A 13,293-nucleotide genomic window follows, 5' to 3' on the forward strand; every position below is an offset into this window, starting at 1 on the left:
CCTCACCGTCCCGCAACCTCAAGTCGTCCCTCGTCAGAGGCAATCAGTGCTCTCGTAGTAATAACTTGAGAACTACTGGACGTGTCACCTCTCTGTCGTTCGTGGCGCGTGTAGTCTGACGAGCAGACCCCGGAAGCTGAGAGCCAGGAGGTACCGGTGAAGTCTCACGGCGGTTCTGAGAGCGGCGGAGTACCGTCGACGCCCAGGATTTCGGCGGAGCTGGCGCGCGCCACCGCCGAAGAGGCGGTGCGGGCCATCGCCGGCGGGTCCTCCCACCTCGTCCGCGACCTCGACGTCGACCAGTCGCGCCACGTCCTACCGGAGCCGCAGTCCCCCGAGGAGAAGCTCGCCCTCCTCCACGACCCGGCCCCCCTCCGGGCCGTCCCTCCGGTCGCCGGGGTGCCCCGGGCCCGCGCGTTCTGGCGCGAGAAGACCGTGGGCGCGCTCACCGACATCTCCTCCGGCGTCCGCGGAATGCTGTGGGAGCGCACGGACCTCGACACCGACGCACTGGAGGTCATCGGTCCGCACGGCGACCCGGCCCGGCGCCTCGAGCAGGTCCGCAGGTGCATCGCGGAGGACCGGGCCTTCGTGTCGGTCGCCCTGTGCGGTTCGCTCCAGGACCTGCTGGTCACCAGCCACCCCTGGGCCGCCTCCCTGTCCGTCCTGGCCAAGGTCCCGGGTGAGCCGATCGCGGCGGCCGTCGCCACCGCCCGTCAGGCCATGGCCGCCGACTGCTCCGACGCCTACCGGTTGCTGCTGCCCGAGGGCGACTGGAAGCTGCGCACCGAGGACGACGTCCGCCACCCTGTGGCACCCGGATACGCCATCCTGCCCAAGGAGTTCCGCGCCCTTCCCTCGCCGCTGCCCGAACAGCTCTGTGCCCACGTCCAGTTCGTCGACGACACCGCCTCGGCCATCACCGAGGCCCTGATCGGCGGTCACATCCCGCTGGCGGTCTACCACGGCGGACACGTCCTGGAGTCGGCCGTGGTGCTCGTGGCCGCCGCACACGGCTTCTTCGTCCGACCCCTCACCGAGGGCGGCACCGTCCTCGCGCCCTGGCAGTGCACCGGGCTGCTGGCCTCCTCGCTGGCCGCAGGAACCGACATCCCCGGGTTGGTGCTGGGACGGTACGAGATCAACGCCAAGAACCTCGCCCAGCACCTCGGCCGGGTCCCGCTTGCCGCCCGCTGACCTCCGCCCGCCGGCGCCGCGCCGCCTCCTCGGACGTCACCGGCGGGCGGGCCGCAGCACCCCCATCCCCACCGTCCCCACCTGTGCGAAGGAACGTCGCATGAACCCCACCGACGACAACGTCACCCCGCTGCCGCAACGGGTCCAGCAGCCGCACTGGGTCCGCAAGCTCGACATCCCCGTGCCGGTGCTCCCCGCACACGTCCGCCGACGGCTGCGGACGCCCGGCTTCTGGACGGCGATGACCGCCATCGCCGCCTTCACCGCCGCCTACGGCTACGGACAGCTGCCCCGTACCCGGGACGTGGTGGTGGCGTTGGTCCTCACCGGATTCGTCGTCCTCCTGGGCGCGGTCGGCATGGTGTGCCAGACCCTCAGGGACACCCGCGGCGACTCGGCCGCCCACCAGCGCCGGGACACAGACGCGGGCACCCCCGCGACCCGGCGTCCGGCGGCCTGACCGCACGGGCGAAACGGGAAGAGCCCCGCACCGGATGATCCCCGGTGCGGGGCCCTTCTCGTACCGGCCGCTACTTCGGCTGCGGCTTGCGCACCGTCAGGTGCAGCTCCCTCAGCCGGGACTCGTCCAGCTCGGTCGGGGCGCCCATCATCAGGTCCTGGGCGTTGCCGTTGAGCGGGAAGGCGATGGTCTCGCGGATGTTGGGCTCGTCGGCCAGCAGCATGACGATGCGGTCGACACCGGGGGCGATGCCGCCGTGCGGCGGGGCGCCGAAGCGGAACGCGCGCAGCATGCCGGCGAACTCGCGCTCGACCGTCGCCGCGTCGTAGCCCGCGATCTCGAAGGCCTTGAGCATGATCTCCGGCTCGTGGTTCCGGATCGCGCCGGAGGACAGCTCCACGCCGTTGCAGACGATGTCGTACTGCCAGGCCAGGATGTCCAACGGGTCCTGGTTCTGCAGGGCGTCCATGCCGCCCTGCGGCATCGAGAAGGGGTTGTGGGAGAAGTCGATCTTCCCCGTCTCCTCGTCCTTCTCGTACATCGGGAAGTCGACGATCCAGCAGAACCGGAAGACGTTCTCCTCGAAGTGCCCGGCGCGCCGGGCGGCCTCGACGCGCACCGCGCCCATGATCTTCGAGACCTCGTCGAACTCGCCCGCGCCGAAGAACACCGCGTGGCCGGCGGCCAGCGACAGTCGCTTGGTCAGCTCCGCGACGTTCTCCTCGGTGAGGAACTTCGCGATCGGGCCGGACAGCTTGCCGTCCTCGCCGACGCGGACCCAGGCCAGGCCCTTGGCGCCCTGCGAGACGGCGTAGTCGCCGAGCTGGTCGAAGAACTTGCGGGGCTGGGCGGCGACGTCCGGGACGGGCAGCGCGCGCACGTGCTTGCCGGCGAAGGCCTTGAACTCCGAGCCCTCGAAGACGTCGGTGATGTCGACCAGCTCCAGCCGGGCGCGCAGGTCCGGCTTGTCGGAGCCGTACTTCAGCATCGCCTCGCGGAACGGGATGCGCGGGAACGGCGAGGTCACGTGGCGGCCGTTGCCGAACTCCTCGAACAGCTCCGTCATCAGCCGCTCGACCGGCTGGAAGACGTCCTCCTGCTCGACGAAGCTCATCTCGACGTCGAGCTGGTAGAACTCGCCCGGCGAGCGGTCGGCGCGGGCGTCCTCGTCACGGAAGCAGGGTGCGATCTGGAAGTACCGGTCGAAGCCGGAGATCATCAGCAGCTGCTTGAACTGCTGCGGTGCCTGCGGCAGGGCGTAGAAGCGGCCCGCGTGCAGGCGGGAGGGGACCACGAAGTCGCGGGCGCCCTCGGGGGAGGTGGCGGTGAGGATGGGCGTCGCCATCTCGTTGAAGCCCAGGGCCACCATCTTGCTGCGGATCGAGGAGATGACCGACGTGCGCAGCATGATGTTGCGGTGCATGCGCTCGCGGCGCAGGTCCAGGAAGCGGTACTCCAGGCGCCGCTCCTCGTTGACCCCGTCCTCGGTGTTGATGGTGAAGGGCAGCGGCTGGGCGGCGCCGAGCAGCTCGACCTCGCCGACCTCGACCTCGATCTCGCCGGTGGGCAGGTCGGGGTTGATGTTCTCGGCGCCGCGGGAGACGACCTTGCCGTCGACCCGAACGGTCGATTCCTTGGTGAGCTTGTCCAGCGCCTCGTAGGCCTCGGTGCCCGGACGGGCGACGAGCTGCGTGATGCCGTAGTGATCGCGCAGATCGATGAAGAGGATGCCGCCCAGGTCGCGCCGATTGTGCAGCCAGCCACTCAGTCGGACGTCGGTGCCGACGTCAGAGGAGCGGAGCTCGCCGCAGGTGTGGGACCTGTACCGATGCATCGTCGTTCATCCAGCCTTCGCGGGTCGGGGATGCGTTTCGCGTTTCACGTGAAACAACCCCAGCGTACCGGGCAGCCACGGCTGCCTTCCTCCGCATCGGCCCGCCCCGGACGCGCCACGGAGCCGGTCCGGGGCCGCGGCGACCGGTGGCAGCGTCCGATCACCTCTTCTTAAAGTGGGGCAATGCGCACTGGTGAGCCCCTGCCCGAGGTGGAGGACGTCCTTGCCGCCCTCGCGACCGGACTGTGGCACTGGGACACCGCCACCGGCGAGGTGACGGTGGACGCGGAGACCGCCCGCCTGCTCGGTCTCCCGGCGGAACAGGCGTGCCTCACGGAGGCGCAGGTGCGGGCCCGGCTGCACCCGGTGGACTGGAACGAGATCACCGGGGTGGTCCAGCTCGCCGTCGCCGAGAACACCCTCGCCGAGGTCCGGATCCGGATCATGGACGAGCACGGCCACATCGTCCGGGTCGTCCGCAGCCGCTCCAAGCCCTCGTTCGACCCCGTGCGCAAGGCGTACGAGCTGACCGGCACCCTCCAGGAGGTCGCCGAGCCGAGGCCGGGCACCCCCGCCGGGCGCAGCGCGGTCACCGGCGAGTGGCGCCGCTCGCGGGAGGCCTTCCTGCTGGACGCGGGCCGGGCGCTGGCCGAGGCGCGGTCCACCGAGGAGGTGCTGCGGGTCGCGGCCGGGCTGTCGATGCCGGGGTTCTCCCCGGACGGCCTCGCGGTCTTCGGGGTCTCGGGCGACCGGCTCACCGTCATCGGCCACCACGGGCAGCCCCAGCGGGACATGAACCCGTTCATCGACATGCCGCTGGAGACGGACTACCCGGCTGCCGAGGTGGTGCGCACCGGCCGGGCCGTCTACCTCTCCTCCCCCGGGCAGTACCGGCACCGGTACCCCCTCACCTGGCCCCTCGCCGAGCGCTTCGGCCGCCACTCCTGGGCCTTCCTGCCGCTGACGGTGGCGGGCCGCACCATGGGCGCCTGGATGGCGGCCTTCACGTATCCGGTCGCCTTCACGCCCGACGAGCGCTCCGTGCTCACCACGGTGGCGCGGATGCTGGCCCAGGCCCTGTCCCGGGCGGGCGCCGCCGAGACCCAGCGGGAACTGGCCGAGGGGCTGCAACGCTCCATGCTGCCCATGCTCGGCCCGCAGATCCCCGGCATGGACGTCGCCGCCCGCTACGTCCCCACCGGCGGCGGCCTCCAGGTCGGCGGCGACTGGTACGACATGATCCCGCTGCCCGGGGGCCGCATCGCCCTGGTGATCGGCGACGTCCAGGGCCACGACGTGCGAGCGGCCGGGCTGATGGGCCAGCTGCGCATCGCCCTGCGCGCCTACGCCTCCGAGGGCCACCGGCCCGACGCGGTGCTCGCCCGCGCCTCGCACTTCTTCCACAGCCTCGCCACGTCCGAGGACGACCCGGGCGACCTGCGCTTCGCGACCTGCTACTACGCCGAGGTCGACCCCGCCACCGGCACCGTGGAGAGCGCCCGCGCCGGGCACCTCGACCCGGTGGTGCGGATGGCCGACGGCACGGCGCTGATCCTCGCCACGGCGGGCGGACTGCCGCTGGGCATCGACCCCGACTCGGACTACCCGACGACGCGGCTCGCCCTGGCGCCCGGGGACACCCTGATGCTGTGCACGGACGGCCTGGTCGAGACCGGCGGCCACGATCTGCAGAGCGGCTGGCACCGCCTGCGCGTGATCCTGGAGGAGCACACCGGGGGTCTGGAGGAGCTGGCCGACGCGCTGGTCCAGGCCGTGCACGGTCCCTCCTCGCACCACACCACCGGGCCGCTCGCCGACCGCCGGGAGGACGACATCGCGCTGCTGCTGCTGTGCCGGCAGGGCGAGGGCTGCGGCTGCGGCGAGTCCACCGCGGCCCGGGCACCGGTCCGGCGCACGATGCTGACGATCGCCCAGGCCGAGCCGGCCCGGATCGCCACCGCCCGGCAGCACCTGCGCGACCTGCTGCACGACTGGCCCGGCGAGGAGCAGCGGGACGCGGCGGTGCTGCTGCTCTCCGAGATGCTGACGAACGTCCTGGTCCACACCGACACCGACGCCCTGCTCGTCGCCGAGGTGGTGGGGGAGCCGGGTGAGCGGCGGATCCGCGTGGAGGTCACCGACCACGGCGACGACCTGCCGCACAAGCGCAGGCCGGGGGAGATGGCGTCCTCCGGGCGCGGGCTGATGCTGATCGAGCTGCTCGCGGACGCGTGGGGCGTCGCCCCGCGCGGCGAGGGCAAGAGCATCTGGTACGAGCTCTACGAGTCCGCCGACCCCGACGACGACTCCGGCCCCGCGGCCCGCCCGGAGGTGCCGGCGGCCTCGTAACGCCCCTGGAGTTCGTGCACGATCCCGAAGGCCGCGGCGGTCAGCGGCACGGCGAGGAGCATCCCCAGGATGCCCGCCACCGAGGCGCCCGCGGTGAGCGCCAGCAGCACGACGGCCGGGTGCATCTGGACCGTGCGGCTCTGCACCATCGGCTGGAGCACATGACCCTCCAGCACCTGCACGGCCAGCACCACGCCGAGAGCCCACAGCGCGATGACGAACCCCCGGTCGGCCAGTGCCACCAGCACCGCGACGGCGCCGGAGATGAACGCGCCGAGATAGGGGATGTAGGCGCCGACGAAGACCAGCGCCCCGAGCCCGACCGCGCCGGGGACGCGCAGGACGAGCAGCCCGACGGTGATGCAGACCGCGTCGATGAGGGCGATCAGGGTGGTGCCCCGCATGAAGCCCTCGACGGCCCCGAACGCCCGCCGGGCCATGGCCTCGACCGTGTCCGCGGCGCCCGGCGGGGCGAGGGCGCGCACCGTGCCGGTGGCCCGGTCGGAGTCGCGCAGGAAGAAGAAGACGAGCAGCAGGGCCAGCACGGCCATGGCCAGCATCTCGCCGACGACGCTGATGCCGGTCACCACCCCCGAGGCGGCGGTGCCGCCGAACTTGCCCAGCAGTTCACGGGCGTTGGAGGCGACGTCGTCCAGCGAGGTGCCGGCCGCACCGAAGTGCTCGGCGATGCCCTTGGCCGCGTCCCGCAGCGAGGCGACGATCTGGTCGCCGGTCTCCACGAGCGCGGAGACCACGATGTACACGGCCCCGCCGACCACGGCCAGCACGGCCGCGCAGGTCAGTCCGGCGGCCAGCGACCGCTGCACATGGGCCTTCACCAGCCGCCGGTGCAGCGGCCGGAGCAGGGCGGTGCCGAGCAGCGCGAGCAGCGCCGGCGTCACCGCGGTGCGAAGCTCCACGCAGAGCCGGATCGCGACGTAGACCACACCGCTGGCGAGCAGGACGACGGCGCACCAGGCGGCGAAGCGACGGACCGGACCGGGGAGCAGGGACACGCTTCCACCCGATCACGCACCGGGCGGGCTGTCCTGCGTGGACGGCCCGCCCGGGTGACGCACGGTCAGGCGCCGGGACCCTCGGCGGACATCCCGTGCACCGCCGGGACCGTGCCGAGCCGGCCCTTCTGGAAGTCCTCGAAGGCCTGCTGGAGTTCGTCGCGGGTGTTCATCACGAACGGCCCGTAGTGCGCCATGGGCTCACGGATGGGCCGGCCGCCGAGGAGGACGACCTCCAGGTCCGGCGTGCGGGAGTCCTGCTTCTCGTCCGCGCGGACGGTCAGCGAGCCCCCGGCGCCGAAGACGGCGGTCTGCCCGAGGTGCACCGGCCGCCGTTCGGCACCCACCGACCCGCGCCCGGCCATCACGTACGCCAGGCCGTTGAAGTCCTCCCGCCAGGGCAGGGTGACCTCGGCGCCCGGCGCCAGCGTCGCGTGGACCATCGTGATCGGCGTGTGCGTGATCCCGGGGCCCTCGTGTCCGCCCAGCTCACCGGCGATGACGCGGAGCAGGGCGCCGCCGTCGGGGGAGGTGAGCAGCTGGACGCTGCCGCTGCGGATGTCCTGGTACCTGGGGGCCATCATCTTGTCCTTGGCCGGCAGGTTCACCCACAGCTGGAGCCCGTGGAACAGCCCGCCCGACATCACCAGCTGCTCCGGCGGCGCCTCGATGTGCAGCAGGCCGGAGCCCGCCGTCATCCACTGGGTGTCGCCGTTGGTGATGGTGCCGCCGCCGCCGTTGGAGTCCTGGTGGTCGAAGATCCCGTCGACGATGTAGGTCACGGTCTCGAAGCCGCGGTGGGGGTGCCACGGGGTGCCCTTGGGCTCGCCGGGCGCGTACTCCACCTCTCCCATCTGGTCCATCATGATGAACGGGTCGAGGTGGCGGTAGTTGATCCCGGCGAACGCGCGGCGCACCGGGAAGCCCTCGCCCTCGAAACCGCTGGGCGCGGTCGTGACGGTGAGCACGGGGCGTGCGACGGCGTCGGCGGGTGCGGAGACGCGGGGCAGCGTCAACGGGTTCTCGACGGTCACGGCAGGCATGTCGACCTCCTCGGGCGGTGTGCGACCACTTTAGTTGAGCGTTGAACTTCTTGCTACCCCGAACCACGAAAGCCCGGAGGGCATTCCCTCCGGGCTCACGGCAGGCGACGGCGACGACGACGGGTCAGCCGTACATGCGGCGCATGGCGAAATCGACCATCTGTTCGACGGCCTTCGCATCGAAGACCATCCGGTGCTCACCCTCCATGTCCAGGACGAAGCCGTAGCCGGTCGGCAGCAGGTCGATCACCTCCGCGCCGGTGATCACGAAGTACTTGGACTCCTTGCCCGCGTACCGCCGCAGCTCCTTCAGCCCGGTGAACATGGGGATCACCGGCTGCTGGGTGTTGTGCAGCGCGAGGAAGCCGGGATTGTCGCCGCGGGGGCAGTAGACCTTCGACGTCGCGAAGATCTGCTGGAAGTCCTCGGCGGACATCTGGCCGGTGGTGAAGGCGCGCACCGCGTCCGCGAGCGAGGGCGGGGACGGCTCGGGGTACAGCGGCGGCTGCTGCCCGTACCCGCCGGCCATCGGCTGCTGCGGGGGCGGGGAGTACTGCTGCTGCTGTTGGCCCGCGGTCTGGTCGTAGCCGTACATGCAGCACAGAGTAACGAGTAACGAGTCACAGATGGGCGGCTCGGGGTTGCTTCTTATTACCGACGGGTAGCATCATCGGAGCTACTAGTTGGTACGTGTACGGATGCGAGGAGCGAGTGCCTCGCCGATCTCTCAACGGAGCCGTCGCCATGGGGCACTACAAGCCGAATCTCCGGGACATCGAGTTCAACCTCTTCGAGGTGCTCGGCCGTGACAAGGTGTACGGCACGGGCCCGTTCGCGGAGATGGACACGGACACCGCCAGGAGCGTCCTGGAGGAGCTGACCCGCCTCTCCGAGAACGAGCTGGCCGAGTCCTTCGCCGACGCCGACCGCAACCCGCCGGTCTTCGACCCGGAGACCAACACCGCTCCGGTCCCGGCGTCCTTCAAGAAGAGCTACCAGGCCTTCATGGACTCCGAGTACTGGCGCCTCGGCCTGCCCGAGGAGATCGGCGGCACCACCTCGCCGCGCTCCCTGATCTGGGCGTACGCGGAGCTGATCCTCGGCGCCAACCCGGCCGTGTGGATGTACTCCTCCGGCCCGGCGTTCGCCGGCATCCTCTTCGAGGAGGGCAACGAGGTCCAGAAGCACATCGCCTCGATCGCCGTCGAGAAGCAGTGGGGCTCCACCATGGTGCTCACCGAGCCGGACGCCGGCTCGGACGTCGGCGCCGGCCGCACCAAGGCCGTGCAGCAGGAGGACGGCTCCTGGCACATCGAGGGCGTGAAGCGCTTCATCACCTCCGGCGAGCACGACATGTCGGAGAACATCCTCCACTACGTCCTCGCCCGCCCCGAGGGCGCCGGACCCGGCACCAAGGGCCTGTCCCTCTTCCTCGTCCCGAAGTACGAGTTCGACTTCGAGACCGGTGAGCTGGGCGAGCGCAACGGCGTCTACGCCACCAACGTCGAGCACAAAATGGGCCTGAAGGCCTCCAACACCTGCGAGATGACCTTCGGCGACCGCCACCCCGCCAAGGGCTGGCTGATCGGCGACAAGCACGACGGCATCCGCCAGATGTTCCGCATCATCGAGTTCGCCCGCATGATGGTCGGCACGAAGGCGATCTCCACCCTCTCCACGGGCTACCTCAACGCCCTGGAGTACGCCAAGGAGCGCGTCCAGGGCCCCGACCTGGCCAACTTCATGGACAAGACGGCCCCCAAGGTCACCATCACGCACCACCCGGACGTGCGCCGCTCCCTGATGACGCAGAAGGCGTACGCCGAGGGCATGCGCGCCCTGGTCATGTACACCGCCTCGGTGCAGGACGAGATCCAGCTCAAGGAGGCGGGCGGCGAGGACGCCTCGGCCGAGCACGCCCTCAACGACCTGCTCCTGCCGGTCGTCAAGGGCTACGGCTCCGAGAAGGCCTACGAGCAGCTCGCCCAGTCGCTCCAGACCTTCGGCGGCTCCGGCTTCCTGCAGGAGTACCCGATCGAGCAGTACATCCGGGACGCCAAGATCGACACCCTGTACGAGGGCACCACGGCGATCCAGGGCCAGGACTACTTCTTCCGGAAGATCGTCCGCAACCAGGGCGCCGCGCTGAACTCGCTCGCCGAGGACATCAAGAAGTTCCTGGCGCTCGCCACCGGCGGCGAGGAGCTGTCCGGCGCCCGCGAGCACCTGGCCAAGGCCGCCGTCGAGCTGGAGGCCATCGTCGGCCTGATGCTCACCGACCTCGCGGCCACCGAGCAGGACGTCAAGAACATCTATAAGGTCGGCCTCAACACCACCCGCCTGCTCCAGGCCTCCGGTGACGTGATCGTCGGCTACCTGCTCCTCAAGGGCGCCGCCATCGCCGTCGAGAAGCTGCCGACCGCGTCCGCCAAGGACAAGGCCTTCTACACCGGCAAGATCGCCGCGGCGAAGTTCTTCGCGGCCAACGTCCTGCCCGGCCTCACCCTGGCCCGCAAGATCGCCCAGGGCGTCGAGCTCGACCTGATGGAGCTGGACGAGGCGGCCTTCTAGGACCGGTCCGTCCCGCCCCCACGAGGGCCCGCTCCCGCCGGACGGGAGACGGGCCCTCGTACGTCGTTAAGGTGAACCCCATGAGCGCACCCTCCCGCTTCGACCGCGGCCACACCGACGATCTGATGACCTTCCTGTCGGCGAGCCCGACTCCGTACCACGCCGTGGCGAACGCCGCCGAGCGGCTGGAGAAGGCCGGGTTCCGCCAGGTCGCGGAGACCGACGCCTGGGAGGCCACGAGCGGCGGCAAGTACGTGCTGCGCGGCGGTGCGATCGTGGCCTGGTACGTCCCCGAGGGTGCCGCGGCGCACACCCCCTTCCGCATCGTCGGCGCCCACACCGACTCCCCCAACCTGCGCGTCAAGCCCCGCCCGGACACCGGGGGCCACGGCTGGCGCCAGGTCGCCGTGGAGATCTACGGCGGCCCGCTGATGAACTCCTGGCTCGACCGCGACCTCGGTCTGGCCGGTCGTCTCTCGCTGCGCGACGGCACCACCCGCCTGGTCGACGTCGACCGTCCGCTGCTGCGCGTCCCCCAACTCGCCATCCACATGGACCGCAACGTCACCGCGGACGGCCTCAAGCTCGACAAGCAGCGCCACCTCCAGCCCGTCTGGGGCCTGGGGGACACCGTGCGCGACGGCGACCTGATCGCCTTCCTGGAGGACGAGGCGGGCCTGTCCCGCGGCGAGGTCACCGGCTGGGACCTGATGACGCACCCCGTGGAACCCCCGGCGTACCTGGGCCGCGACCGGGAGCTGGTGGCCGGCCCGCGGATGGACAACCTGCTGTCCGTGCACGCCGGGACGGCCGCGCTGGCCGCCGTCGCCGCCTCCGGCGCCGAACTTCCGTACATCCCGGTGCTGGCGGCCTTCGACCACGAGGAGACCGGCTCGCAGTCGGACACCGGCGCCGACGGCCCGCTGCTCGGCACCGTCCTGGAGCGCTCGGTCTTCTCCCGCGGCGGCTCCTACGAGGACCGGGCGCGCGCCTTCGCCGGCACCGTCTGCCTGTCCTCCGACACGGGCCACGCCGTCCACCCCAACTACGCGGAGCGGCACGACCCGACGCACCACCCGCGCGTCAACGGCGGCCCGATCCTCAAGGTCAACGTCAACAACCGCTACGCCACCGACGGTTCGGGACGCGCGGTGTTCGCCGCGGCCTGCGAGAAGGCGGACGTCCCCTTCCAGACCTTCGTCTCCAACAACTCCATGCCGTGCGGCACCACCATCGGCCCCATCACCGCGGCCCGGCACGGCATCAGCACCGTCGACATCGGCGTGGCCATCCTGTCGATGCACAGCGTGCGGGAGTTGTGCGGCGCCGACGACCCGCACCTGCTGGCGAACGCCCTGGTGGCCTTCCTCCAGCCGTAGCCGGGAACGCGAACGCCGCCCCACGGCATGAGGGTTGACACCCGGGGTACCCGCACGGAACCGGATCGACCGGATTCCCGGAACCGACCGGCTCTGACAGGGAGGCAACACTCATGGGCCTCGGCGGGTGCATCATCCTCATCGCCGTGGGAGCCATCCTCACGTTCGCGACCGACTGGGACATGCAGGGCGTCAACCTCGACCTGGTCGGCGTGATCTTCATGGTCGTCGGCCTGATCGGCGTCGCGACGTTCAGCAGCATCGCCCGGCGCCGCCGCGTCATGATGCCGCCGACGACCCCGGTCGTCGAGGACCGCCCCCACACGCAGGACGGCTACCACAACGGCTACGGCGCCTGAGCCGGCCGGACGTACACGGCACTCGTCCTGTCGGCCTACCGCCCGCGTCCCGCGGCGGTCGGCGGGGAAGCGGTCAGGACATGAGATTCCTCGTGTACGACCGGCTCCTCGGCATCGGTGACGACTACTGGATCGAGGACGTCAACGGCAACAAGGTCTTCCTCGTCGACGGCAAGGCGATGCGGCTGCGGGACACCTGGGAGCTGAAGGACGCCCAGGGACGCGTGCTCATCGACATCCACCAGAAGATGTTCGCCCTGCGCGACACGATGGTGATCGAGCGGGCCGGCGAGCCCTTGGCGCGCATCAAGCGCAAACGTCTCTCCCTGCTGCGCAACCACTACCGCGTCACCCTGGCCGACGGCACCGAACTGGACGTCAGCGGCAAGATCCTCGACCGGGAGTTCGCCGTCGAGTACGACGGGGAACTGCTGGCCGTGATCTCCCGGCGGTGGCTGACCCTCCGCGACACCTACGGCGTGGACGTCGTACGGGAGGACGCGGACCCGGCGCTGCTCATCGCCCTCACCGTGTGCGTGATCCACCTGGCGGAGAAGGAGCGGGAGGACGACTGAGGCCCCGCGGCCCGGCGGCGCCTCACGCCGTGCGGCGGACGGCGCGGCCGAGGAGCAACGGCACCGCGAGGTGGTGCACGGGCGAGGCGAGGGACCACAGCGCCCGGCCGGTCCGGCGCTCGTGGAACACGTACGTCGCCCAGAGCAGCCGCGCGTCGTCGACGGTCACGACGTTCCGCACGGTCAGCGACGGCGCGCGGGCCTCCAGGACGATCCTCACCGGTCCGGTCTCCAGCACGCGCCAGCCCACCAGGTGCCGGCGCGAGCCCCGCGGCCCCAGCCGCAGCCCCAGCACGCCCGCCCAGCCCGTGCGGAACAGCTCACGCAGGACCACCGGGACGTCCTCGAAGCTGGCGCGCACCCACTTCTCGGGCGCCAGCCGGGGAAGTCCGGCGGTCGGGAGTTCGAACGCCGACGCGAAGTGGGCGCCCGCGGGTGCCACCCGGACGCGGCGAACGGCTGGGGTACCGGTGTGTGCCATACCCGGATGTCTGGGCGGCACGGACGCGC

At 71.1% G+C, this 13,293-nt stretch carries 12 protein-coding genes; 7 read left to right on the forward strand and 5 right to left on the reverse strand.

What is annotated here, in order from left to right:
- The first annotated feature begins 156 nt into the window (after positions 1-156).
- Both EV562_RS23390 and EV562_RS23395 read left to right on the forward strand, forming a co-directional pair.
- Positions 157-1,197: a hypothetical protein gene (locus tag EV562_RS23390; protein WP_133888781.1), complete on the forward strand. Its 1,041-nt coding sequence runs from the start codon at positions 157-159 to the stop codon at positions 1,195-1,197.
- A gap of 100 nt (positions 1,198-1,297) precedes the next feature.
- Positions 1,298-1,657: a hypothetical protein gene (locus EV562_RS23395; RefSeq protein ID WP_133888782.1), complete on the forward strand. Its 360-nt coding sequence runs from the start codon at positions 1,298-1,300 to the stop codon at positions 1,655-1,657.
- A 70-nt stretch (positions 1,658-1,727) separates the two neighbouring features.
- On the opposite strand, the gene aspS is transcribed toward EV562_RS23395, so the two are convergent.
- Entirely contained in the window at positions 1,728-3,491 is a 1,764-nt protein-coding gene (gene aspS / locus EV562_RS23400; RefSeq protein WP_133888783.1) for an aspartate--tRNA ligase, read from the reverse strand.
- Between the two features lie 183 nt (positions 3,492-3,674).
- Here aspS and EV562_RS23405 point away from each other — a divergent pair, with 183 nt between their 5' ends.
- The gene (locus EV562_RS23405; protein ID WP_133888784.1) at positions 3,675-5,840 is read left to right on the forward strand and encodes a SpoIIE family protein phosphatase; all 2,166 of its coding nucleotides are present in this window, start codon (positions 3,675-3,677) and stop codon (positions 5,838-5,840) included.
- On the opposite strand, the gene EV562_RS23410 is transcribed toward EV562_RS23405, so the two are convergent.
- The 3 genes from EV562_RS23410 to EV562_RS23420 form a co-directional block, all read right to left on the reverse strand.
- Entirely contained in the window at positions 5,771-6,856 is a 1,086-nt protein-coding gene (locus EV562_RS23410) for an AI-2E family transporter (protein WP_133888785.1), read from the reverse strand. The two genes, EV562_RS23405 and EV562_RS23410, sit on opposite strands and share 70 nt — an antisense overlap.
- Positions 6,857-6,921: 65 nt before the next feature.
- Entirely contained in the window at positions 6,922-7,899 is a 978-nt protein-coding gene (locus EV562_RS23415; protein WP_133888786.1) for a pirin family protein, read from the reverse strand.
- A gap of 124 nt (positions 7,900-8,023) precedes the next feature.
- Complete coding sequence (locus tag EV562_RS23420) at positions 8,024-8,494, reverse strand: SseB family protein (RefSeq protein WP_133888787.1); 471 nt, start codon at positions 8,492-8,494, stop codon at positions 8,024-8,026.
- Between the two features lie 149 nt (positions 8,495-8,643).
- Between EV562_RS23420 and EV562_RS23425 the strand changes: the two genes are divergently transcribed.
- The 4 genes from EV562_RS23425 to EV562_RS23440 all read left to right on the forward strand — a co-directional run bounded on the left by EV562_RS23425 (position 8,644) and on the right by EV562_RS23440 (position 12,783).
- A complete protein-coding gene (locus EV562_RS23425; protein WP_133888788.1) occupies positions 8,644-10,470 on the forward strand; it encodes an acyl-CoA dehydrogenase in 1,827 nt (608 codons plus the stop codon).
- Between the two features lie 80 nt (positions 10,471-10,550).
- Positions 10,551-11,849 carry a M18 family aminopeptidase gene (locus EV562_RS23430; protein ID WP_133888789.1) on the forward strand — a complete coding sequence of 433 codons (1,299 nt, stop codon included), beginning with the start codon at positions 10,551-10,553 and terminating at the stop codon, positions 11,847-11,849.
- Positions 11,850-11,962: 113 nt separating this feature from the next.
- Complete coding sequence (locus tag EV562_RS23435) at positions 11,963-12,208, forward strand: DUF6458 family protein (RefSeq protein WP_133888790.1); 246 nt, start codon at positions 11,963-11,965, stop codon at positions 12,206-12,208.
- Positions 12,209-12,288: 80 nt separating this feature from the next.
- The gene (locus tag EV562_RS23440) at positions 12,289-12,783 is read left to right on the forward strand and encodes an LURP-one-related/scramblase family protein (protein ID WP_133888791.1); all 495 of its coding nucleotides are present in this window, start codon (positions 12,289-12,291) and stop codon (positions 12,781-12,783) included.
- Positions 12,784-12,805: 22 nt separating this feature from the next.
- Here the strand turns inward: EV562_RS23440 and EV562_RS23445 are convergent, their stop codons facing one another.
- The gene (locus tag EV562_RS23445) at positions 12,806-13,264 is read right to left on the reverse strand and encodes a DUF2867 domain-containing protein (protein WP_133888792.1); all 459 of its coding nucleotides are present in this window, start codon (positions 13,262-13,264) and stop codon (positions 12,806-12,808) included.
- Between the last annotated feature and the right edge of the window lie 29 nt (positions 13,265-13,293).

It is taken from the genome of Streptomyces sp. BK208 (genome assembly GCF_004364245.1).
Taxonomy (GTDB): Bacteria; Actinomycetota; Actinomycetes; order Streptomycetales; family Streptomycetaceae; genus Streptomyces.